22 protein-coding genes are annotated in these 20,796 nt (G+C 73.0%); 12 read left to right on the top strand and 10 right to left on the bottom strand.

The features are described 5' to 3' along the window. Positions 1-212: 212 nt before the first annotated feature. The 5 genes from putP to KB893_RS07205 all read left to right on the top strand — a co-directional run bounded on the left by putP (position 213) and on the right by KB893_RS07205 (position 4,939). The gene (putP, locus tag KB893_RS07225; protein ID WP_211925044.1) at positions 213-1,706 is read left to right on the top strand and encodes a sodium/proline symporter PutP; all 1,494 of its coding nucleotides are present in this window, start codon (positions 213-215) and stop codon (positions 1,704-1,706) included. Between the two features lie 131 nt (positions 1,707-1,837). Next, positions 1,838-3,115 (top strand): histidine kinase, encoded by a 1,278-nt coding sequence (locus KB893_RS07220; RefSeq protein ID WP_211925043.1) that lies wholly within the window; start codon positions 1,838-1,840, stop codon positions 3,113-3,115. Then, positions 3,108-3,884, top strand: coding sequence for a LytR/AlgR family response regulator transcription factor (locus KB893_RS07215; RefSeq protein WP_213173589.1), 777 nt, complete (start codon positions 3,108-3,110; stop codon positions 3,882-3,884). The genes KB893_RS07220 and KB893_RS07215 overlap by 8 nt, the downstream gene beginning before the upstream one ends. A gap of 8 nt (positions 3,885-3,892) precedes the next feature. Next, positions 3,893-4,261 (top strand): hypothetical protein, encoded by a 369-nt coding sequence (locus KB893_RS07210; RefSeq protein WP_211925041.1) that lies wholly within the window; start codon positions 3,893-3,895, stop codon positions 4,259-4,261. 210 nt (positions 4,262-4,471) lie between these two features. Then, on the top strand, positions 4,472-4,939 hold the full coding sequence (locus tag KB893_RS07205; RefSeq protein WP_211925040.1) for an Hsp20 family protein: 468 nt from the start codon (positions 4,472-4,474) through the stop codon (positions 4,937-4,939). Positions 4,940-4,996: 57 nt separating this feature from the next. On the opposite strand, the gene KB893_RS07200 is transcribed toward KB893_RS07205, so the two are convergent. From KB893_RS07200 to KB893_RS07190, 3 genes are all read right to left on the bottom strand, one after another. After that, positions 4,997-6,094, bottom strand: a complete 1,098-nt coding sequence (locus KB893_RS07200; RefSeq protein WP_211925039.1) for a sulfite exporter TauE/SafE family protein — start codon at positions 6,092-6,094, stop codon at positions 4,997-4,999. Between the two features lie 112 nt (positions 6,095-6,206). Next, positions 6,207-6,407, bottom strand: a complete 201-nt coding sequence (locus KB893_RS07195; protein WP_211925038.1) for a hypothetical protein — start codon at positions 6,405-6,407, stop codon at positions 6,207-6,209. Continuing rightward, positions 6,404-6,598 carry a hypothetical protein gene (locus KB893_RS07190; protein WP_211925037.1) on the bottom strand — a complete coding sequence of 65 codons (195 nt, stop codon included), beginning with the start codon at positions 6,596-6,598 and terminating at the stop codon, positions 6,404-6,406. The genes KB893_RS07195 and KB893_RS07190 overlap by 4 nt, the downstream gene beginning before the upstream one ends. Before the next feature lie 132 nt (positions 6,599-6,730). Here KB893_RS07190 and KB893_RS07185 point away from each other — a divergent pair, with 132 nt between their 5' ends. Then, positions 6,731-6,988 carry a hypothetical protein gene (locus tag KB893_RS07185; protein ID WP_211925036.1) on the top strand — a complete coding sequence of 86 codons (258 nt, stop codon included), beginning with the start codon at positions 6,731-6,733 and terminating at the stop codon, positions 6,986-6,988. A gap of 6 nt (positions 6,989-6,994) precedes the next feature. Here KB893_RS07185 and KB893_RS07180 read toward each other — a convergent pair whose 3' ends face one another. Next, complete coding sequence (locus tag KB893_RS07180; protein ID WP_211925056.1) at positions 6,995-8,167, bottom strand: MFS transporter; 1,173 nt, start codon at positions 8,165-8,167, stop codon at positions 6,995-6,997. 158 nt (positions 8,168-8,325) lie between these two features. Here KB893_RS07180 and KB893_RS07175 point away from each other — a divergent pair, with 158 nt between their 5' ends. Both KB893_RS07175 and KB893_RS07170 read left to right on the top strand, forming a co-directional pair. Further along, a complete protein-coding gene (locus tag KB893_RS07175) occupies positions 8,326-9,273 on the top strand; it encodes a LysR family transcriptional regulator (RefSeq protein ID WP_211925035.1) in 948 nt (315 codons plus the stop codon). A gap of 107 nt (positions 9,274-9,380) precedes the next feature. Continuing rightward, complete coding sequence (locus KB893_RS07170; RefSeq protein ID WP_211925034.1) at positions 9,381-10,475, top strand: sialidase family protein; 1,095 nt, start codon at positions 9,381-9,383, stop codon at positions 10,473-10,475. Positions 10,476-10,485: 10 nt separating this feature from the next. Here the strand turns inward: KB893_RS07170 and KB893_RS07165 are convergent, their stop codons facing one another. The 4 genes from KB893_RS07165 to KB893_RS07150 form a co-directional block, all read right to left on the bottom strand. After that, positions 10,486-10,848 carry a DUF1428 domain-containing protein gene (locus KB893_RS07165; protein ID WP_211925033.1) on the bottom strand — a complete coding sequence of 121 codons (363 nt, stop codon included), beginning with the start codon at positions 10,846-10,848 and terminating at the stop codon, positions 10,486-10,488. A gap of 164 nt (positions 10,849-11,012) precedes the next feature. Then, the gene (locus KB893_RS07160) at positions 11,013-11,228 is read right to left on the bottom strand and encodes a tautomerase family protein (RefSeq protein WP_211925032.1); all 216 of its coding nucleotides are present in this window, start codon (positions 11,226-11,228) and stop codon (positions 11,013-11,015) included. Between the two features lie 56 nt (positions 11,229-11,284). Continuing rightward, positions 11,285-12,199: an SDR family NAD(P)-dependent oxidoreductase gene (locus KB893_RS07155; protein WP_211925031.1), complete on the bottom strand. Its 915-nt coding sequence runs from the start codon at positions 12,197-12,199 to the stop codon at positions 11,285-11,287. A gap of 85 nt (positions 12,200-12,284) precedes the next feature. Further along, positions 12,285-13,022 (bottom strand): SDR family oxidoreductase, encoded by a 738-nt coding sequence (locus KB893_RS07150; RefSeq protein ID WP_211925030.1) that lies wholly within the window; start codon positions 13,020-13,022, stop codon positions 12,285-12,287. A 118-nt stretch (positions 13,023-13,140) separates the two neighbouring features. Here KB893_RS07150 and KB893_RS07145 point away from each other — a divergent pair, with 118 nt between their 5' ends. From KB893_RS07145 to KB893_RS07130, 4 genes are all read left to right on the top strand, one after another. Beyond that, positions 13,141-14,049 carry a LysR family transcriptional regulator gene (locus KB893_RS07145; RefSeq protein ID WP_211925029.1) on the top strand — a complete coding sequence of 303 codons (909 nt, stop codon included), beginning with the start codon at positions 13,141-13,143 and terminating at the stop codon, positions 14,047-14,049. Positions 14,050-14,330: 281 nt separating this feature from the next. Continuing rightward, on the top strand, positions 14,331-15,191 hold the full coding sequence (gene bla / locus KB893_RS07140) for a subclass B3 metallo-beta-lactamase (RefSeq protein WP_338026894.1): 861 nt from the start codon (positions 14,331-14,333) through the stop codon (positions 15,189-15,191). 67 nt (positions 15,192-15,258) lie between these two features. Next, positions 15,259-16,266 carry an alpha/beta hydrolase gene (locus KB893_RS07135; protein WP_211925028.1) on the top strand — a complete coding sequence of 336 codons (1,008 nt, stop codon included), beginning with the start codon at positions 15,259-15,261 and terminating at the stop codon, positions 16,264-16,266. Positions 16,267-16,360: 94 nt separating this feature from the next. Further along, positions 16,361-16,783, top strand: coding sequence for a YciI family protein (locus tag KB893_RS07130; RefSeq protein ID WP_211925027.1), 423 nt, complete (start codon positions 16,361-16,363; stop codon positions 16,781-16,783). 4 nt (positions 16,784-16,787) lie between these two features. On the opposite strand, the gene KB893_RS07125 is transcribed toward KB893_RS07130, so the two are convergent. Then, the gene (locus KB893_RS07125) at positions 16,788-17,948 is read right to left on the bottom strand and encodes a lactonase family protein (protein ID WP_211925026.1); all 1,161 of its coding nucleotides are present in this window, start codon (positions 17,946-17,948) and stop codon (positions 16,788-16,790) included. A gap of 39 nt (positions 17,949-17,987) precedes the next feature. After that, complete coding sequence (locus KB893_RS07120; RefSeq protein WP_211925025.1) at positions 17,988-20,753, bottom strand: TonB-dependent receptor domain-containing protein; 2,766 nt, start codon at positions 20,751-20,753, stop codon at positions 17,988-17,990. Between the last annotated feature and the right edge of the window lie 43 nt (positions 20,754-20,796).

Below are 20,796 nucleotides of genomic sequence, written 5' to 3'. Positions count from 1 at the left end.
CCCGTGCCCAGTGCCCATGTGCCCACGTGTCCAGCCGATGCTCCGTCGCGCGCAGCGGCCCGCGCGTGAACACCCGCCATGACCTTCCGGCCTCGGGTTCGCCCGGCGATTCCGATAGGCTTGCCGCCTTCGCCGTGGACCGCCCCGCGCGGTGCACTCGGACCTTCCCCAACCGCGGGCGCCGGCCACCGGCGCTGCGCCGCTGGAGTGCAATGAACAACGGAATCCCGACCTACGTCTCCTTCGCCCTCTACATGCTCGCGCTGTGCGCGATCGGCGTCGTCGCCTGGCTGCGCACCACCGACTTCGACGACTACATCCTCGGCGGCCGCAAGCTCGGCCCCGGCGTCACCGCACTGTCGGCCGGCGCCTCGGACATGAGCGGCTGGGTGATGATGGGCCTGCCGGGTGCGATCTTCGCGACGGGCCTGTCGGAGTCGTGGATCGGCGTCGGCCTGGTCGCCGGTGCCTGGGTGAACTGGCTCCTGGTCGCCGGGCGCCTGCGCGTGTACACCGAGCGTGCGCACAACGCGCTGACCCTGCCGGACTACTTCACCCACCGCTTCGAGGACGGCAGCCGCCTGCTGCGGATCATCTCGGCGCTGGTGATCCTGGTGTTCTTCTCGCTGTACGTCGCCTCCGGCGTGGTCGCCGGCGGGCTGCTGATCCAGAGCGTGTTCGGCATCGACTACGCCTATGCGATCTGGATCGGCGCCGGCGTCACCATCGCCTACACCCTGGTCGGCGGCTTCCTCGCGGTGAGCTGGACCGACGCGATGCAGGGCATCCTGGTCCTGCTCGCGCTGCTGGTCCTGCCGGTGGTCGCGGCGGTGGCCAATGGCGGCATCGGCGAGTCGGTGGCGCTGGTCGAGCAGGTCGACCCGCAGCGCCTGGACTGGGTCGGGGCCGGCGGCTGGATCGCGGTGGTATCGGGCCTGGCCTGGGGCCTGGGCTACTTCGGCCAGCCGCACATCCTGGTGCGCTTCATGGCGCTGGACTCGCTCGCCTCGGTGCCGCTGGCGCGGCGCATCGGCATGAGCTGGATGATCCTGTGCCTGCTCGGCTCGCTGGCGATCGGCTTCTTCGGCATCGGCTGGTTCCAGACCCACCCGGAGGCCGCGGCGCCGGTGCGCGAGAACGCCGAGACCGTCTTCATCACCCTCACCGGCGTGATCCTCAACCCCTGGATCGGCGGCTTCGTGCTCGCGGCCATCCTCGCGGCGGTGATGTCGACGCTCAACAGCCAGCTGCTGGTCTCCTCCAGCGCGCTGACCGAGGACTTCTACCGGGCCTTCCTGCGCCGCGACGCCGGCCAGCGCGAGCTGGTCTGGGTCGGCCGCATCACCCTGCTGCTGGTCTCGCTGCTGGCGATCTGGATGGCGCGCGATCCGGAGGCCAGGGTGCTGGACCTGGTGTCCTACGCCTGGGCCGGCTTCGGCAGCGCCTTCGGACCGGTGGTGCTGATCTCGCTGCTGTGGAAGCGCATGACCCGCAACGGCGCGCTCGCCGGCATGCTGGTCGGCGGCCTGGTCGCCCTGGTCTGGGGCAGCCAGAAGTGGTTCGGCCTGTACGAGATGATCCCCGGCGCACTGTGCGCATCGCTGGCCATCGTGGCGGTCAGCCTCATGGGGCGCCCGCCGCAGGAGAGCGTGCGCCGCACCTTCGATGCGGTGCAGGCGGAGGTCGCCGCCGGCGGTCGCGGCTGACGCGCCGCGGCCCGGGTCCGTCGCCCCGGCGACGGGTTCCGTCGCCGTCGACCCGGGTTCCGTCGCGCGGCGGATGACAGCGGCGGAGCGCTGGCTATGCTCCGTCGCGTCACCCGGCGGAACGCCTGTCCGTGTTCAAGAGCATCGTCTTCCTGCTGCGCATCGCGATCGCCTGGCTGCTGGCCATCATCCTGGCCGCCGCGGTGTGGGCCGAGCTGCCGCTGATCGGGCGGATCGAATGGCCGATCGTGATCGCGGGCATGCTGACCATGGCGCTGGTGGTGGCCGGCGCGCTGTCGCACATCGGCCGCGTGCGCCTGATCGCCGGGCGCCTCGACAAGGGCGCGCTCGACAACCGCCAGCGCCGCCAGATCGAGATCCCGCTCGAGGCCGGCGAGGCCTTCGACCTGCTGGATGCCGCCATCCGCGAACTGCCGCGCATCGGCGACGTCGAGAGCGCGCGCGACAGCCTGCAGATCCGCGCCAAGGTGGCGCGTCCGAACAACTACGGCGAGCGTCCGCTCGGCCGCTGGAACCCGCTGGTGTGGTTCGGCGTGCCGCGCAACCAGATCCTGGCCACCGTCACCCCCGGCGCCGACAGCAGCAGCGTGCTGCTGATCTGCGAGCCGGAGAGCCCGGCCTGGAGCGACTGGTTCCTGGTCGACGACGGCAGCAACCTGGAGAACGCGGACGCGGTCAGCCGCGCGATCAGCCGCCGGGTCGGCCAGCGTCGCAGCACGGAGAAGGCGGCCGCCGTGCAGACCTCGGCGGAGAAGGAGCTGACCGTGGCCCGGCTGAGCCTGCTGCACGCCCAGGTCGAGCCGCATTTCCTCTACAACACCCTGGCCAGCGCGCAGCTGCTGACCCGCGGCGACCCGGCGCGCGCCGACGAGATGCTCGGTCATCTCATCCAGTACCTGCGCCATTCGCTGCCGCGCGACGGGCAGGACATGTCCAGCCTCGGCATCGAGCTGGAGCGGGCGCTGGCCTACCTGGAGATCCTGAAGATCCGCATGGGCCCACGGCTCGCGGTGCAGGTCGACGTGCCGGGCGCGCTGCGCGCCACCGCGCTGCCGCCGATGATGCTGCAGACCCTGGTCGAGAACGCGATCAAGCACGGGCTCGAGCCGCGCACCGGCGGCGGCACGGTGTGGATCCGCGCGCGCCGCGCGGAGGACGCGGTGACGATCACCGTCGCCGACGACGGCGTCGGCATCAACAGCCAGAACAGCGGCACCGGCATCGGTCTCGCCAACGTCCGCGAGCGCCTGCGCCTGCTCTACGGCGAGGCCGCGTCGCTGTCGGTGGTGGCCAACTTCCCGTCCGGGGTCGCGGCCACGCTGACGTTGCCGGACGTCGCGGGGGCCGGGCGGGGGCGGGAGGCGGACCGGGATGTGCAGCATGTCTGAGCACGCTCCCACCTGCGTCGTCGCCGAGGACGAGGCGCTGCTGCGCCGCGGCCTGCTCGAACAGCTCGCCCGCGCCTGGCCCGGGCTGCGCATCGTGGCCGAGTGCGAGGACGGCGCCGCGGCGCTGGAGGCCCTGGCCGAGCACCGCCCCGACGTCGCCTTCCTGGACATCCGCATGCCCGGCCTCAACGGCCTGGAGGTGGCCGCGGCCGCGATGGAGGCCACGCCGGACACGCAGGTGGTGTTCGTCACCGCCTACGACCAATACGCGATCGGGGCCTTCGAGCGCGGCGCCATCGACTACCTGCTGAAACCGGTCGCGCCCGAGCGCCTGGCCGCCACCGTGCGCCGCCTGCAGCAGCGTGCGGTGACCAGCGACGCGGCGGTGCTCGATGCGCTGCTGGAGCGCCTGGGCCGTGCGCCACCGCGCCCCGGGGCGCCGGAGCCGCTGACCTGGATCACCGCCAGCGCCGGGCGCGAGACGCGCCTGATCCTGGTCGACGACGTCGCCTACTTCCGCGCCGACAACAAGTACACGACGGTGGTGACCGCCGAGGGCGAGGCGCTGCTGCGCACGCCGATCCGCGAGTTGCTGGAACTGCTCGACGGCAGCCGCTTCAAGCAGATCCACCGCTCGACCATCGTCAACCTCCGGGCCGTCGCCGGCATCGTCCGCGACGAGGGCGGGCGCGGCACCGTGCGCCTGCGCACGCGCCCGGAAACCCTCGCCGTCAGCGCGCCGTTCATGGCGCTGTTCCGCCACATGTGAGGTTCGCCATGGACAAGTTCGTCGCCCTGCTGCAGTTCGTGCTCGCGCTGTTCGGTGTCGACGTCGCCGGCAGCACCTACGTCGCCCGCGCCACGGTCGACGGCGTGGACACGCTGCATGCGCGTGCGGTGGTCGAGGCCGGCGTCGCGCGCTTCGAGTGCCTGCGCAGCGCGAGCGGGCACTGCCACTACGTGGTGTGGCCGTCGCGCTGCGACGGCCCGGCGTCGTGCGACCGCGGACCGCTGCAGCGCTTCGTGCTGGCCAGCGGCGACAGCCGCCAGGTCGCTGGCCTGCATCGCTTCCGGCTGTGCGTCACCGCGGAGGACGCGGCCGCCGGCACCGCCTGCGCGCAGGTGGAGGACGCGTCCGCACCCTGACCGCGCCGCGCGGCGCCCGTCGGCAGCCCGGGCGCGCGCACGACGCAGGCTTCACCTAGCCAACGGCCGCTGAAGGCGGCGGGCGGCGTTCTTGAAAGGCCGGGGACGGACCCTATCAACGTGCCGCCAGCCGCTTCGGGGCTGGCGCCCGCGGACGGCCCTTCGGCCCGCGGCATACCCACTTCCATGTTGCTCGACGAGGATATGGTCATGCGTACTGCCTTCGATTTCGCCCCCCTGCATCGCGCCAGCATCGGCTTCGACCACGTGTTCGACCTGCTGGAGAACGCCGCCCGCGGCCAGGCGCCGGACAACTGGCCGCCCTTCGACACGGTCAGGCTCGACGACGACGCCTACCGCATCACCATGGCGGTCGCCGGCTTCCGCCGCGAGGAGATCGACGTCACCGTGGAGGGCAACCTCCTGGTCATCAGCGGCGAGCACGCCGACGCGCCGCAGGGCGAGTTCCTGCACCGCGGCATCGCCTACCGGCCCTTCAACCGCCGCTTCGAGCTGGCCGACCACGTGCGCGTCGTCAGCGCCACGCTCGCCGACGGCCTGCTGACGGTCGAGCTGAAGCGCGAGATCCCCGAGGCGATGAAGCCGCGACGGATCGCGATCGACGCGCCCGCGCCGCAGGCCGACAACGTCCGTCGGATCGAGGACCAGGCGGCCTGAGCCGGTCGCAGCGCCGCGCTGTCGCCGTACGCCCCGCTCGTCCGAGCGGGGCGTTTTTCATGCGCGGCGCCCGCGGGCGAGCGGAGGCGCGGGCGCCGCGACGCCGTCGGGCGCCCGCGCCGCGGCGTGCCGGTGTTCGACCCGTGCGCCGGCCGCGTCCCGCCCGGCGGCCAACAGCGCGCCCCAGCGGCGCAGCCGCTCGAAGCCGAGCAGGCACAGGCCGACCGCCGCCAGCGCCAGCAGCAGGCCGCCCCAGCCGAGCGCCGCCCATTCCGTGCGGCAGGTCCAGGCGAACTGGCCCACGCACAGCAGCGCGACGAACACCAGCGTCGGTCGGCGCCCGATCAGGTTCACCACCAGCGCGCCGAGCGGCGCGCCGAGCGCGACCACCGGCGCCGCCGCAAGCCAGTTTCCGAACACGCCCGGCGCGACGCCGGTCGACACCGACTTGATCGCGATGCCCAGCACCGAGGTCCAGGCCATGATCAGGACCGAGGTCGGGATCGCGATCCTGAGGTCGGCACGGCACAGCAGCACCAGTGCCGCGTAGAGCACCATGTCGATGCCGACGCCGGTGACCGCGGCCACCAGCGCCGCGGCGGCGAAGCCGATGACCACGCCGACCCGGAAATCCCAGCGTTCGTCGAAGTCGGTCATCCCGGCGCGCCCGGCGATCTCGCCGATGCGGTAGAGGTGCAGCACGCCGAAACTCGCCCAGATCACCGCGAACACCAGCTTGATCCACAGCTCCGGCACCAGCGGCGCGACCAGGAAGATCCCCAGCGGCAACCCGGCCGTCGCCCCGAGCAGGGCGCCCTTGAGCATGGCCCAGGCCAGCGGCTGGCGCCGGGCGAGGATGAAGATGCTGGCGCTGGTCATGCCGATCGACTGCACCGCGAAGCTGAAGTCGCGCCCCAGCGTCGCCGGCATGTCGAACAGCAGCACCAGGATCGGGAAGCCGACCGTGCCGCCCCCCATCGGCGTGGAGCCGGCGATGTAGCTGCCGAAGGTCATCGACAGCGCCATCGGCCAGTGCGCCACCGCCTCCGGCCACAGGCCTCGGCCGAACGCCAGCCAGCACCAGGTCGCGTAGAACGCGCCCAGCCACAGGAACCAGATCCACAGGAACGGCTTGCGCGGTGTCAGCAGGGTCATCGCGGGCGGGGTCGGGGCGGGCAGCGCATTAGACCCGCTCGTGCACCCGCGTGGGAGATCCGCAGGCGGCGGAGCGCCGGGTCGTGGCGCTCCGCGGGGCCCAGGCCGCGGCTCAGCGTTCCCCGGCCGACCAGCGCAGGATGCTGTCGACGCTGTTGCCGGCGGCGTCGGTGGCCTGCATGTCGGCGCCGCGCGAGCGCAGGTCCTCCAGGATCGCGGTGCGCTGGAACAGCGCCGCGTACATCGCCGGTGTCTGCCCGGCATGGTTGCGCTGGTCGGGGTCGCAGGGCGCCGCCATCAGCGTCTGCTTCAAGGCCCGGGTCCGCTGGATGCGCACATGCTGGGTACCGCCGGCAGCGGCAGGCTGCTGTAGGGCGCGGCGGTGTCCTGCAGGCGCGCCGTCATCGCGCTGGCCTCGCAGCTGGGCTCGCCGCTGCGGGCGCCGACGTTCGTCGTGACGTCGTGGCTGTTGTTGTCCACCCGCGGCCGGTTGGTCGGCAACATCTTGTGATCGACGCCGAGACGGTACCCCGGTGCCGCCGCTGCGCTTCGCGCCGGCACCACGCCACGGTCGCAGCCGGGTCACGGCGCGGACGCGACACTCTGCGCTCCCGATGGCAGCGACAGGAGTGCGCGATGAACGGCAAATCCTCCCTCGACCGGTCCAGCGGGACCGCCAGCGGCAGCGGCGAGCACATGTCCGGCCCGGCGGGCGACCGCGAGACCGAGAACCGCCTGCACGAGGTCGACACCGAGTCCCGCGGCGAATTCCTGGAAGACCACCAGCGCGACCGGCAGAGCAAGGGCGTGGCCGGCGGCTACGACGACTCGCTCGAGCGCCGCAAGGGCGACGACGAACACCGCGACCGCCGCGGCGTGACCCGCGGCGATTGAGGCGCATCACGCCGCCGGCGCTGCTCGGCGCGGCAGCGCCCGGTCGCGCAGCCGCACGGCGAGCGCGGCCGCGGCGCTGGTGGTGGCGACCAGGGCGACGCCGGCCCAGCCCCACTGCGCAAGCGCCAGGCTGCCCGCCGCCGCGCCGGTCGCCATGCCGATGAACATGCCGGTGAACAGCAGCGCGTTGAGGCGGCTGCGCGCGTCCGGCTCGAGTCCGTAGACGATGGTCTGGTGGGCGACCAGGGTGGCCTGGATGCCGAAGTCGAAGCCGATCGCGGCGGCCACGATCAGCCACAGCTGCTGCGTGCCGGGCAGGGCCGGGGACAGCGCCAGCACCGCGAACGAAGCCAGGGTCAGCCCCGCGCCGAGCCGGGTCACCCGCTCCGGACCGCCGCGGTCGGCGAGCCGTCCGGCCAGCGGCGCGGCCAGCGCGCCTGCCGCGCCGGCCAGGCCGAAGGCGCCGGCGGCCGCGCTGCCGAGGCCGAACGCGTCGTGCAGCATCACCGCCAGCGTCGACCAGAACGCGCTGAAGCCCAGCGCCAGCAGGCCCTGCGCCCAGGTCGCACGGCGCAGCGCGGGGTGCCGGCGCCAGAGCGAGCGCATCGAGCCGAGCAGGGCGCCGTAGCCGAGCGCGGTGGTCGGCGCGAAGCGCGGCAGCCCGTGCCAGGCGGCGAGGCCGACCAGCGCGATCGAGGCCGCCGCGAGCAGGTACATCGCGCGCCAGCCGGCCTGTCCGGCGACCACGCCGCTGACCACCCGCGACAGCAGGATGCCCAGCAGCAGGCCGGTCATGACGGTGCCGACGATGCGGCCGCGGTGTGCGGCCGGGGCGAGCGTGGCGGCCGCGGGCACGATGTCCTGCGCGAGCGTCGCGGTCAGGCCGATGGCGAAGCTGCCGGCGAGCAGCCAGCCGATGCCCGGGGCGAGTGCGCTGGCGAGCAGGGCGAGGGCGAGCAGCGCCGCCTTGGCCAGGATGATGCGGCGCCGGTCGAAGCGGTCGCCGAGCGGGGCCAGCAGCAGGATGCCCAGCGCGTAGCCGAGCTGGGTCAGGGTCGGGACGAGCCCGGCGCTGCCGGCGCCGGCGCCGATGTCGGCGGCGAGGACGCCGAGCATCGGCTGGCTGTAGTACAGCGAGGCGACGCCCAGGCCCGCGCCGGCGGCGAGCAGGAGGACCAGCCCGGAGGCCGGGGCGGCATCCGGCGCGGCGGCCGCATGCAGCGGATGAATGTGGGTCACGACGCGCACCTCCGGCTGGACGGGAAGGCCGCGCAGTCTCTGCCTGTCGCGATAGGCCGGTTACACCTGCGCCCGAACATCGGATATACGTACCGCGTATGGACGGGCCGATCTTCCCGGGCAACGACCGCCTCGAGCTGCTGCAGACCTTCGTCCGCATCGTCGAGGCCGGCAGCCTGTCGACGGCCGCCGATCAGCTCGGCACCAGCCAGCCCACGGTGAGCCGCCGGCTGCAGGCGCTCGAACGCGCGCTCGGCCTGCGCCTGCTGCAGCGCTCGACCCATGGCATCAAGCTCACCGACGACGGCGAGCGCTGCTACACCCGCGGCAAGGAACTCCTGGAAGGCTGGCAGGCGCTGCAGGCCGATCTCCGCGGCGCCCGCGACGAACCGCGCGGGGCGCTGCGCGTGGTCGTGCCGCACGCCTTCGGCCAGGAGCTGCTGGTCGCGCCCCTGGTCGACTATCTCCGCCGCCATCCGCAGGTGTCGGTCGACTGGCTGCTCAACGACCGCCGGCCCGACTTCATCGGCGACGACATCGACTGCGCGATCCGCGTCGGCGCGGTCGAGGACCCGGCGGTCGTGGCGCTGAAGCTGGCCGAGGTGGAGCGGATCGTGGTGGTCGCGCCCGCGTTGCTCGCCGGGCTGGGCGATGCCGACGACGTGCAGCTCCTGCACGCGCTGCCGTGGCTGGCGCTGCGCACCTTCTATCGCGACGAGGTGGTGCTCGCCCGCACCGGCGACGGCGCCACGCTGCGCATCCCGATCCGTCCGCGGATGGCCACCGACAGCCTCTACGCCCTGCGCAGCGCCGCCCTCGCCGGGCTCGGCGCCTGCATCGCCTCGGCCTGGGTCGTCGAGGACGACCTGGCCCGTGGCCGGCTGGTGCAGCTCGCCCCCGCCTGGGCCGCCGCGCCGCTGCCGATGTACCTGGTGTACCCGCCGGCGCGGGTGCAGCCGGCGCGGCTGCGCCGCTTCATCGACCTGGTCCGCGCCGGCATCCCGGGCCTGTCCGGAGCCGAGGCGATCGGGCCTGGTCCCGGCTGAGGCAGGCCGCGGCTCCGCGCAGGGCCGGATGCCGGCGCCGCGGGCGGGGCGCAATCGCGCCGCGCATCGGGCACCCTGCGGAGTCCCTCGTTCCCGCAGGAGTCGCCATGCCCGGTACCGCCGCCCGTGCCGTGGGTCGCATCCTGGTCACGATCGTCTCCGCGCTGGCCGGCACGCCGGCGGCGGCCGGCGATGCCGTACTGGTCAGGGAGTTCGTGTACGACGCGGCGCCCTATCCGGAAGCGCACGCGTCGACGATCGTGGAGACGCGCGACGGCAACCTGGCTGCGGCCTGGTTCGGCGGCACCAGGGAGCGCAATCCCGACGTCAGCATCTGGTTCGCCCGGCACGAGGGCGGGCGCTGGCAGACGCCCGTGCGGGTCGCCGACGGGGTGCAGGCCGACGGCACGCGGCAGCCGACCTGGAACCCGGTGCTGTTCCAGGATCCGGCGGGCGACCTGCTGCTGTTCTACAAGGTCGGCCCGACGCCGCGCGACTGGTGGGGCATGGTGATGCGGTCGGACGACGGCGGCCGCAGCTGGGGTCCGCCGCGGCGGCTGCCGGATGGGATCCTCGGGCCGATCAAGAACAAGCCGGTGATCCTCGCCGACGGCGCGTGGCTGGCGCCGTCGAGCGTGGAGCAGGTCGTCGGCGTGCTGGCGGGCGAGGGTGCGCCGAGCTGGCGCATCCACTTCGAGCGCAGCGCCGACCGCGGCCGCACCTGGTCACGCACGCCGCCGGTGGCGTCGCCGTTCCTGATCGACGCGATCCAGCCCAGCATCCTGTTCCACGGCGACGGCGTGCTGCAGGCGATCGCGCGCAGCCGCCAGGGTGCGATGGCGACCTCGTGGTCGTACGACGACGGCCGTACCTGGAGCGACATCGCCGCGCTGGCGCTGCCGGACCCGAACTCCGGCGCCGATGCGTTGACGCTGGCCGACGGTCGCCACCTGGTCGTCTACAACCACGCCGCGCACGACCCGCGCACGCCCGGCAAGGGGCCGCGCCATCCGCTGGTGGTGGCGCTGTCCGACGACGGCATCGCGTGGCGGCGCGCGCTCACGCTGGAGCAAGCGCCGCTCGAGCACGGCTACGCCTACCCGGCGGTGATCCAGGCCGGCGACGGGCGGGTGCATGTCACCTACACCCACGACCGCCACCGCATCCGCCACGTGGTGCTGGACCCGCGGCGGCTGGAGTGAGCGCGTGCGCTCAGCGCGTGCCGATCTCCACCACCGGGACGAAGCCGCCGAAGATCATGCGCTTGCCGTCGAAGGGCATGGGGGTGGTCTCGGGGTCGAGGCGCTCGTCGGCCATCATCTTCGCCATGCCCGCATCGCGCGTGGCCTTGTCCGGCCATTCGACCCAGGAGAAGGCCACCGTCTCGTCCTCCTTCGCGGCCACCGCGCGCTGGAAGTCGGTGTGGGTGCCGGCGGGAACGTCGTCGCCCCAGCACTCGAGCACGCGCGTGGCGCCGTACTCCAGGAACAGCGGGTCGAACTTCTCGGCGTGCTCGATGAACGCCTGTCGGTTGGCGGTGGGTACGGCGATCACGAAGCCGTCGACATAGGCCATGGCGGGTCTCCTGTTGGTCGTGGAAGGCGAGCATGCGCCGGCGCATCGGCCGGGGCTGCGTCTTCTGGACGAACGGGAGGGGAGGGGATCGACACGGTCACGGCACCGCCGCGGCAGGTCGTCCCCGCCCGGGAGCAGCCGGCCTGGGTCGCCGCGCCGGTGGCCTACGCCGACGCAGGAAGTCCCATCTTCTCGCGCGTCAGGGTCTCGTCGGCGCGGCCCCAGCCGCCGTCGGCGACCTCTTCCACCAGCACCATGGTGTACGGGCGGACCTCCTCGCCGAAGATCTCGACGAACAGTGTGGTGGTGCGGTGGATGATCTCCTCCTTGCGCGCAGCATCGATGCTGCCTTCGGGGAACTTGTAGTTGGCGAATGGCATGGGGCGGGTCCTCTGGTGCGGGCCGTGCGGCGCGGCGGGTGGAAAGGGTGGCCCGCTCAGGCGGGGCGGGCGGGATGCAGCAGGTCGCCGAGCCCCACGCGACGCAGGAACTCGGTGCGGATGCGGTCGGCCACGGCGTTGACCACGGCGGCGCCGTCGTCCGACGGATCCACATGCACGCGGAACGGGCGCCGGCCTGCGGGTGCGTCGACGATGTCGACCATGGCGCGCGCGACGTCGGCGACATCGGCGTCCGGCGGTTCGGCGGCGGCGAGCCCCTGCTCGACGCGCCGGGGCAGGTCGCCGCCCGGGCCTTCGGCGTACTCGGCGGCGCGCGCGACGTCGTCCGGAACGCCGCTGTGGGCGAAGTGGTTGGTGCCGCGAGTGAAGGCACCGGGCACCAGGATGCTGGTCTCGATGCCCCAGGGCGCGAGTTCGCCGGCATAGCCCACCGCCACCGCGTCCATCGCCGCCTTGGCGGCGAAATAGGGCGCGAGCAACGGCGGCGTGCCGCCGCGCGTGCTGCTGCTGCCGACCCAGAGCAGCAGGCCGCTGCGCCGCCGGCGCAGGTGCGGCAGGGCGGCGCGGTTGACGCGCTGGGTGCCGAGCACATTGATGTCGTAGAGCTGCGCGTACTGCTCGGGGGTGAAGGCTTCCGCGGGCCCCAGGACCATGTGCCCGGCGTTGTGCACCACGACGTCCAGCCGTCCCTGTTCGGCGACGATCCGCCCGACGGCGGCATCGGCCGAGGCCTGCGACTGCACGTCCAGCTCCAGCGTGCGCAGGTCGACGCCGTGCTCGCGCGCATGGCGCGCCACGGCCTCCACCTGCGGCGCGTTGCGGCCGGCGGTGTCGCGCATGCTGGCGTAGACGACGTGCCCGGCCGCGGCGAGCGCGCGGGCACCAAGGGCGCCGAAGCCGCTGGACGCACCGGTGATCAGGACGACGTACGGGGTGTGGCTGGACTGCATGGCATGACCTCCTCGTCGACGGCGCCCGCGGGCGCCGCCGTGCATGGCATCGGACCGTTGCGACCGCGCGCCCGGCGCGCGCCTCTCAGACGTAGCCGCCGTTGGCGCGCAGTACCTGGGCGTTGACCCAGCCGCCGTCGGCGCCGGCGAGGAAGCTCGCCACCGCGGCGATCTCCTCCGGCGTGCCCAGGCGCTCCATCGGCGCGAGCTTGGCGAGGTGCTCGACCTGCTCGGGACTCTTGCCGTCGAGGAAGAGCTCGGTGCCGACCGGGCCGGGGGCGATGGCGTTGACGGTGATGCCGCGCCCGCGCAGCTCCTGGGCCAGCACCCGCACCAGGCCCTCGGTGCCGGCCTTGGAGGCGATGTAGGGTCCGTAGGCGGGGAAGTTCATCGCCACCACGCTGCTGGAGACGGCGACGATCCGCCCGCCCTCGCCGAGCCGGCGCGCGGCTTCGGCCAGCACCAGGAAGGTGCCGCGCAGGTTGGTGGCGATGGTGCGGTCGAAGGCCTCGACCTGGTCCGGCTCGATCCGGGTCATGGTCATGATCCCGGCGCAGTTGACCACGACCTCCAGCCGGCCGAAGGCTTCTGCGGCGCGGCCGAACAGCGCGGCCACGGCGCCGGCGTCGGCCACGTCGGCCTGCACCGCGACGGCGCGGCCGCCGGCGTCGACGATCGCGGCGACGGTCTCCTCGGCCTTGGCCGCGTTGCCGGCGTAGCCGACGACGACGTCGAAGCCGTCGCGGGCGAGCCGCTCGGCCACGGCGCGGCCGATGCCGCGGGATGCGCCGGTCACCAGGGCGGTTCTCGAAGACGTGGACATGCGGGCTCCTCATCGTGGGCCGGCGCTGCCGGCGGGGAGGACGAGCGTGGCTGTTGATCGGTGCTGGATAAAGCCGCTGCGATTGCAAAGACCATTCAATCATGGCTAACAATTGCGCATGGACCGTCTCGACGCCCTGCGCCTGTTCACCCGCATCGTCGAACTCGGCAGCTTCACCCGCGCCGCCGGCGAACTCGGCCTGCCGCGCGCCACCGCCACCCACGCGATCAAGCAGCTCGAGGCACGGCTGCAGACGCGCCTGCTGGAGCGCACCACGCGCCAGGTGCGCACCACCGCCGACGGGCAGCTCTACTACGAGCGCTGCGTGCACGTGCTCGCCGAGCTGGAGGAGGCCGAAGGCGCGCTGCGCGAGGTCGCGGCGCGGCCGCGCGGCACGCTGCGGGTGGAGATGCACGGCAACCACGCCGCCTGCGTGGTGCTGCCGCGCCTGGGCGAGTTCCACGCGCGCTATCCCGACATTGAGGTGGTGATCAGCTCCGGCGACCGCCTCGTCGACCTGGTCCGCGAAGGCGTGGACTGCGCGATCCGCAGCGGCCATCCGCGCGACTCCAGTCTCGTCGCGCGGCCGCTGGCGACGCTGCGCGAGGTCGTCTGCGCCAGCCCCGGCTACCTTGCCGAGTTCGGCACCCCCGCGCATCCGGACGAGCTCGCGCGGCACCGTGCGGTCGGCTTCTTCGCGCCGGGGCACGACATCGACTATCCGTTCGAGTTCGTGGTCGACGGCCGTCGCCGCACGGTCGACGTCGGCGGCTGGCTCAAGGTCAACGACGCGCGGAGCTACGTCGCCGCCGCGCTGCACGGGCACGGCCTGATCCAGATCCCGCCGATCGGCGTGGAGAAGTACCTGCAGGACGGACGCCTGGTCGAGGTGCTGGAAGCCTTCCCCGCGCCGGGCGTGCCGGTCTCGGTGCTGACGCCGCGCCACCGCCAGCCGGCGCCGCGCGTGCGCCTGTTCGTAGACTGGGTGGCCGGGGTCTACGCCGAACGCTTCGGTCGCCCGGCCTGAAGGTGGCCGCGGTGCGCCGCGCGCCCCGATTCCCGTCTCCACGCACGAGCGCGCCAGACGCAGGCATGCCGCATCGCCGCCCCGCCGCCCCGCCGCCCGGACCCCGGTACTCCGGTACTCCGGTACTCCGGAGCCCGGGTCTGCGGCATGGCACCTGAGGGCATCAGTCATGAGCCGGCCTCATGGCTCCGAGCAGAAGTTCTCGCTGGTCGCCGGGGCCCGGCACGCCAAGACTCGCCCGGCCATCCAGGAGCCCGTCATGACCGTGTTCGATCGATCCCGTGCCGCCGGCCTCGCCGGCGCCCCTGCTCGCAGCGGCCGCCCCCGGCGCCTCCGCCGCGCCGCCCCTGCCCCAGCTCGAGGCCTACACCGTGGACGCGGCCTGGCTCGCGCCGGTCGCGCCGGTGCGGATCAGCGACCATGTCTGGCAGATCGGCACCGCGCGGCTCAGCGCGCTGCTGGTGGAGACCGACGCCGGTGCGGTGCTGGTCGACGGCGGCATGCCGCAGGAGGCCGACCTCCTCCTCGCCAACATGGCGAAGCTGGGCGTCGCACCCGGCGACCTGCGCCTGATCCTGCACAGCCATGCGCACGCCGACCACGCCGGCCCGCTCGCGGCGATCCGGCGCGCCACCGGCGCGCAGCTGGTGAGCAATGCGGAATCGGCGGCGCTGCTGGCGCGCGGCGGCAGCGGCGACCTCCACTTCGGCGACGACCTGCTGTTCCCGCCGGTGCACGCCGACCGCCTGGTCCAGGACGGCGAGACGGTGCGGCTCGGCGCCACCGCCTTCACCGCCCACTTCACGCCCGGGCACACCCCGGGCAGCATGAGCTGGACCTGGGCCGACACCCGCGACGGCGCGCCGCTGCGGATCGCCTACGTCGACAGCCTCACGGCACCGGGCTATCCGCTCGCGCACAACCCGCGCCACCCGCGCATCCTCGCCGACTTCCGCGCCACCTTCGCCACGGTGCGGGCGCTGCCCTGCGATCTGCTCCTGACCCCGCACGCCGACGCCAGCGGCTGGGATTACGCCGACCCGACGGGCTCGCGGCCGATCGGCTGCGCCGCCTACGCCGATGCGGCGGAGGCGCGCCTGCAGGCGCAGTACGCGAAGGAGACGGGGCCGGCATCGCCATGACCGCCGGGGGCTTGCGGCCGCGCCGCGGCCTGCCGAAGCTGGGGCGCGACCCGTCCGGAGGAACGCGATGCCACGCTCGACCCCGCCCCGCGCCGCCGCGGGGCTGCTGGCCTGCCTGGGCATGATCGGCGCGCCCGTGCACGCGCAGGAGCGCCCCGCCCACGAGACCGCCGCAGAACGGGCCAGCCGCATCGAGCTCTGGCCCGGCGGCCTCGCCCCGGGCGACGTGGCCCTGGCCGACGCGCCGCGCATCGTCGAGCGCAGCGCCGATCCCGCGCTGCCCGACCGCGCCATCACCCGGGTCGGCGAGCCCTATCTGGTGGTGTACCGGCCGCAGCGGCCGGACGGCAGCGCACTGCTGGTGACGCCCGGTGGCGGCTATGCGCGGGTGGTGCTGGACAAGGAGGGCAGTGCGCTGGTGCCGGACTTCGTCGAGGAGGCCGGCGTGACGCTGTTCGTGCTGCGCTACCGCCTGCCGGGTGAGGGCCACCCCGATCGCCGCGATGTGCCGCTGGCCGATGCGCAGCGCGCGATGCGGCTGATCCGCGCCCGCGCTGCGGACTACGGCGTCGATCCGCGGCGGGTCGGGGTGATGGGTTTCTCCGCGGGCGGCCATGTCGCCGCCAGCCTCGCCACGCGTTTCGATGCGCAGGTGTACCCGCAGGTCGATGCCGCGGATGCGCAGTCGGCCCGGCCCGACCTGCAGATCCTGGTCTATCCGGTGATCGACATGGGTCCGGAGATCGCCCACCCCGGCTCGCGGGACAACCTCCTCGACGCATCGCCGTCGCCGTCGATCGTGCACGCGTATTCGGCGCAGAACGGCGTCCGTGCCGACGCGCCGCCGGCGTTCCTGCTGCACGCCCAGGACGACGAGGTGGTGCCGGCGGCCAACAGTCTGGTCTACGCGCAGGCGCTGCTCGCGGAGGACGTCTCCACCGAGCTGCACCTGTTCCCGCGCGGCGGCCACGGCTTCGGCGTGCGCGGTACCGATGGCCTCACCGTCGCCGCCTGGCCGCGGCTGGCGGTCGCCTGGATGCGCTGGCAGTACGCGCACCGTCGGGGCGGGGACTAGGCGCAGGTCCGCCGTTGCGTGGTCGACCGTCGATCGCGCGCGCCTCCGTTCGTCCAGTCATCGGGAGCGGGCGGTCCGCTCGAGGAGAACGGCGATGCGGGTGATGGTGCTGGTCAAGGCGACGGCGGACAGCGAGGCGGGCGCGATGCCGGCGCCGGAGCTGTTCGAGGCGATGGGCCGCTACAACGAGGCGCTGGCGCAGGCCGGCATCCTGCTCGCCGGCGAAGGGCTGCATCCTTCGGCGCGTGGCCGGCGCGTCGCCTTCGACGGCGCCGCGCGCCGGGTGAGCGACGGGCCGTTCGCCGCCACCGGCGAGCTGGTCGCCGGCTTCTGGCTGTGGCGGGTGCGCGACATGGACGAGGCGGTGGAGTGGGTGAAGCGCTGCCCCAACCCCATGCCCGGACCCAGCGAGATCGAGATCCGGCCGCTGTTCGAGGCGGAGGACTTCGGCGATGCCCTGCCGCCCGAGGTGGCCGAACGCGAGGCCCGCCTGCGCGCGCAGGCAGGAGGCGGCTGAGGCCTCAGGGCAGGAACTTGAGGTCCGACGGAGCGTCCACCTCGAGCACCTGCACGGTCTCGCCGATCAGGCCGGTCTGCGGGTCGCGGCGCATGACCACGATCGCGTCGCTGCGCTGGTTGGCGACGAGCACGTGGCGGCCGTCCGGCGCCAGCGCGAACTCGCGCGGTTCCTCGCCCTCGGTCGAGCGCCGGGCGAGGAGCTCGAGCCGGCCGTCGTCGCCCACGGCGAAGCTGACCAGCTCGTTGGCGGTGCCGCGGTTGCTGACGTAGAGGAAGCGACCGTCGGCGGACAGGTGCAGCGCCGCCGCCCCGTTCTTCCCGCTGAAGCCCGGCGCCGCCAGCGGCACGCGCTGGACCGCCTCGAGCCTGCCGTCGCGCCGCGCGAACGCCACCACCTCGCCGCTCATCTCCAGGGTCAGCCAGGCGTGGCGCCCGTCGGCGGCGAACACGAGGTGGCGCGGCCCCGAGCCCGGCGGCAGCTCGATCTCGGGCTGCTCCGGATCGCGCGACAGCGGAAGCTCCGGCCGTGCGGCGTCGTAGCGGTAGACGTAGATGCGGTCGGAGCCCAGGTCCTGCGCATAGACGCGCGCCCCGTCCGGCGACACCACCGCCGAATGCACGTGCGGCGACTGCTGGCGTTCCGGGTCGACCCGACTGGCGCGGTGGGTCTTGACCTGGACCGGCGGCTGCAGCGCGGTCGCGTCCGCCACCGGCACGACCGCGAGCGTGCCGCCGGGATCGGGCGCGACCGAGTAGTTGGCGACGAAGAGGAAGCGGCCGTCGCGGCTGAGCCCGGCATGGGTCGGCTCCGCGCCGAGCGAGCGCACCTGGCTGGCCAGCGCGAGGGTGTGGTCGGCCGGATCGACGCGGAACGCGCTCACCCGCCCGACCGGATCGGCCTGGCCGGGGCCGTTCTCGTTGACCGCATACACCACGCGCCCGTCGGGCGACGGCACCAGCCAGGAAGGATTCTCCGCCGCCACCACCTGGCGCGGCGCCGGCGCGATGCGGCCGCGCTGCGGATCGAAGTCGTAGACGTGGATGCCTTCGCTGTCGCCGGCGGTGTAGGTGCCGACCAGCAGCGTCTGCGTCGCGGCGGGCGTCGCCGCCGACAGCGCCGTCGCCGCGCCGAGGATCATCGAACCGATCACGTGCTTCTCCATCGCAGGGGCCGTCCAGTATGGCCCCTGCGCCTTCGCCCGCTACTCGAAGTCGAAGCCGACCTCGACCATCACCGAGCGGCCGAGCGCGTTGTAGAGGGTGGTGTCGTAGTAGGGCCAGCCGCCGTTGTCGCCGTCGGTGGGCGGGCGGCGGTCGAAGACGTTGTTGACGGTGAGCAGGGTCGAGATGGTCGGGTGCACCTGCCAGCGGACGCTGCCGTTCCAGGTGATCCACGGGCCGACCGTGCGGCTGGTGCCGAGGGCATTCCAGCTCGAGCTGTTGCGCTGGCCGTAGATCGTCGAGCTCCAGTCGCCGATGTTCCAGGTGAGGCTGGCGCCGGTGCGGTTGCGCAGTTCGTTGGAATCGGCGCAGCACAGCAGGTCGACGGTCGGGTCGCCTTCCTTGGCCTGGCGGTCGTGGCTCAGCACGCGGTAGTAGCTGGCGTCGACGACGAAGTCGCCCCATGCGCCCGCGCTCCAGCGGTAGTCGAGGCTGGACTGGATGCCGGTCTGGCGCTGGTGGGCGATGTTGATCGGGTAGGACGACACCTCGCGCACGCCGTTGGGGTCGACCGGGTCGCCGTCGGGGCGGCGGTCGACCTGGCCGAGCACCTGTTGGCAGGTCGGCGAGTCGATGTCGAACAGGGTCTGGCCGTTCTCGCTCGCGCCGAGGCGGCAGTTGGCCTCGGTCGCGAGGATCTCGTCGGTGCCGAGGATGGCGACCTCGTTGTCGATCTCGATCGAGTTGTAGTCGACGCTCCAGGTCAGGGCGTTGTCGAAGGCCGACCATACGAAGCCGTAGGTGAAGGTGCGCGCGGTGATCGGTTCGAGGTCGGTGTTGCCGGTGCTGACCGAGCGGATGGACAGGCCGGCGTCCGCGCAGTCGCCGTAGTTGCTCGAGTCGTAGCCGGCCTGGCGGCATGCGTAGTAGTCGGTCGCACCGGCGAAGCCGCTGATCTCGTCGGAGAACAGGTAGAACATGTCCGGCGCGCGGAAGGCGGTGGCGTAGCTGCCGCGCAGCAGCAGGGTGTCGATGGGACGGAACTCGATGCCCGCCTTCCAGGTGAGCTTGCTGCTGCCGCCGCCTTCGTAGTCGTAGTCGTCGTGGCGCGCCGAGAGGTTGGCATCGAGGCGTTCGAGCACCGGGACCTGGAACTCCAGGCCCACCGCCTGCTGCTTGCGCGTGCCGCGGGCCTCGGTGCCGCCGCCGTTGCCGCGGAACAGCTCGGCCGCGTTCTCCGCCTGCGAGGCGTTGGCGAAGTGCTCGCGTCCGGCCTGCACGATGGCGGCGAAGCCGACCGCGCCGGCCGGCAGCTCGAACAGCCCGGTGTTGGTGACGACCGCGGTGAGGTTCTGGTTCCAGGAGATGGAGCGCGCGCGGTTGATCGCGGTGAAGTCGTCGTACAGCGCCGCATCGATCGGCTGGTACAGGCGGTCGGGGTCGGGGGCATGGATCGGATAGCCGGCGGCGTCGGTGCCGAGCTGCGGGCCCAGGTAATAGGCGTCGATGCCGTCGGCGGCGAGCATGTCGATCGCCTTGCGGGTGACCTCGCTCTGCGAGCGGTTGAAGTAGACGTCGTAGTCGAAGCCGCTGGCGCCCAGCGGACCGCGCACGCCCAGTGCGGCGTTGTAGGAGCGGGTGTAGACGCGCTGGTCCTTGGCGTGCAGCCCGACCTCCTCCGGCGCATAGATGCGCTGCCAGAGTTCGTACTGGCCGGTGGTCTGGTTGTAGAACTGCTGGTTCCAGAACGGCAGCCCGCCGCTGTAGGTCGGGTTGCTGTAGCTGGCCAGGATGTCGGAGTAGATCTCCGTCTCCGGGGTCAGGTGGTAGCGCAGGAACAGGGTGCCGTTGACGTTGGTGGACTCGTTGGCGAGCGTGGCGTAGCCGGCGTTGTAGGCGCTGCCGCAGTAGCTGCCGGTGCCCGCGGCGTCGCGGGTCGAATAGCGGTTGGTGCCGTCGAACAGGTAGTCGAGCGGCGCGCAGGTGGCCTCGCCCGGATCGATGTAGGCGGTCTGGCCGGTGGTGGTGTTCTGGCGCAGGAAGGTGCGCGAGGGGTCGACGTCGCCGGTCGGCGAGTCGTAGTAGGAGTCGATGTAGTCGCGCTGGTAGGCGTAGACCGGGTTGTCGCGGCTGACGTCGAGGCCGTAGCTGACGTCGAGGTCGCCGATCGCGGCGCCGCTGCTGAATTGCAGGCGCAGACTGTCGCCGCCGCCGTCGGTGTAGCCGCCGCCCCGCACGCGCACGTGCGCGCCCTCGATGTGGTCCTTCAGCACGATGTTGACCACGCCGGCGATGGCCGAGGAGCCGTATACCGAGGACTGGCCGCCGGTCAGCACGTCGATGCGCTCGATCATGTGCATCGGGATGTTTGCGATGTCGACGATGTTGTTGCTGCCGTTGTAGGCGAGCGGATAGCTCGTCATCGGACGGCCGTTGAGCAGGGTCAGCGTGTAGCTCGGCGGCAGGCCGAACAGGCTGATGGTCTTGGCCGCCGGGGTGTAGCCGCCGGTGAGCTGCGGGTCCTGCACCGAGCCGTTGGCCTGGGGCAGGGCGCGCAGCGCCTCGAACACGTTGTTGAAGCCGCGCGCCTGGATGTCCTCCGCGGTGATCGTTGTCACCGGCGTCGGCCCCTCGATCTGCGGGCGCGGGATCAGCGATCCGGTGACCTGGACCGCATCCAGCCGCGTCGCCGCGGCGACGGAATCGGCTGCGTCCGCGGCGGTTCCCGGATCCTGGTCCTGGCCGTGGGCCAGTGCGGCGGGGGCGAGTGTGGCGGTGATCAGCAGGCTCAGCAGCTTCGGCTTCATCTCGTTGCTCTCCCAGAACGAACGACGCAGCGCATACCGCCGG

Origin of the sequence: Coralloluteibacterium stylophorae (assembly GCF_018122625.2) — a bacterium.
Classification (GTDB): domain Bacteria; phylum Pseudomonadota; class Gammaproteobacteria; order Xanthomonadales; family Xanthomonadaceae; genus Coralloluteibacterium; species Coralloluteibacterium stylophorae.
This window is presented reverse-complemented; position numbering and strand designations above follow the sequence as displayed.

What these genes read in the sequence shown, in the direction of transcription:
- KB893_RS07205 (WP_211925040.1), top strand. Translation starts at nt 4,472, where the DNA reads ATGCGTACTGCCTTCGATTTCGCCCCCCTGCATCGCGCCAGCATCGGC.
- KB893_RS07135 (WP_211925028.1), top strand. Translation starts at nt 15,259, where the DNA reads ATGCCACGCTCGACCCCGCCCCGCGCCGCCGCGGGGCTGCTGGCCTGC.
- KB893_RS07200 (WP_211925039.1), bottom strand. Translation starts at nt 6,094, where the DNA reads ATGACCCTGCTGACACCGCGCAAGCCGTTCCTGTGGATCTGGTTCCTG.
- KB893_RS07125 (WP_211925026.1), bottom strand. Translation starts at nt 17,948, where the DNA reads ATGGAGAAGCACGTGATCGGTTCGATGATCCTCGGCGCGGCGACGGCG.
- KB893_RS07170 (WP_211925034.1), top strand. Translation starts at nt 9,381, where the DNA reads ATGCCCGGTACCGCCGCCCGTGCCGTGGGTCGCATCCTGGTCACGATC.
- KB893_RS07190 (WP_211925037.1), bottom strand. Translation starts at nt 6,598, where the DNA reads ATGTTGCCGACCAACCGGCCGCGGGTGGACAACAACAGCCACGACGTC.
- KB893_RS07155 (WP_211925031.1), bottom strand. Translation starts at nt 12,199, where the DNA reads ATGCAGTCCAGCCACACCCCGTACGTCGTCCTGATCACCGGTGCGTCC.
- KB893_RS07160 (WP_211925032.1), bottom strand. Translation starts at nt 11,228, where the DNA reads ATGCCATTCGCCAACTACAAGTTCCCCGAAGGCAGCATCGATGCTGCG.
- KB893_RS07165 (WP_211925033.1), bottom strand. Translation starts at nt 10,848, where the DNA reads ATGGCCTATGTCGACGGCTTCGTGATCGCCGTACCCACCGCCAACCGA.
- KB893_RS07145 (WP_211925029.1), top strand. Translation starts at nt 13,141, where the DNA reads ATGGACCGTCTCGACGCCCTGCGCCTGTTCACCCGCATCGTCGAACTC.
- putP (WP_211925044.1), top strand. Translation starts at nt 213, where the DNA reads ATGAACAACGGAATCCCGACCTACGTCTCCTTCGCCCTCTACATGCTC.
- KB893_RS07175 (WP_211925035.1), top strand. Translation starts at nt 8,326, where the DNA reads ATGGACGGGCCGATCTTCCCGGGCAACGACCGCCTCGAGCTGCTGCAG.
- KB893_RS07210 (WP_211925041.1), top strand. Translation starts at nt 3,893, where the DNA reads ATGGACAAGTTCGTCGCCCTGCTGCAGTTCGTGCTCGCGCTGTTCGGT.
- KB893_RS07120 (WP_211925025.1), bottom strand. Translation starts at nt 20,753, where the DNA reads ATGAAGCCGAAGCTGCTGAGCCTGCTGATCACCGCCACACTCGCCCCC.
- KB893_RS07150 (WP_211925030.1), bottom strand. Translation starts at nt 13,022, where the DNA reads ATGTCCACGTCTTCGAGAACCGCCCTGGTGACCGGCGCATCCCGCGGC.
- KB893_RS07130 (WP_211925027.1), top strand. Translation starts at nt 16,361, where the DNA reads ATGCGGGTGATGGTGCTGGTCAAGGCGACGGCGGACAGCGAGGCGGGC.
- KB893_RS07185 (WP_211925036.1), top strand. Translation starts at nt 6,731, where the DNA reads ATGAACGGCAAATCCTCCCTCGACCGGTCCAGCGGGACCGCCAGCGGC.
- KB893_RS07215 (WP_213173589.1), top strand. Translation starts at nt 3,108, where the DNA reads ATGTCTGAGCACGCTCCCACCTGCGTCGTCGCCGAGGACGAGGCGCTG.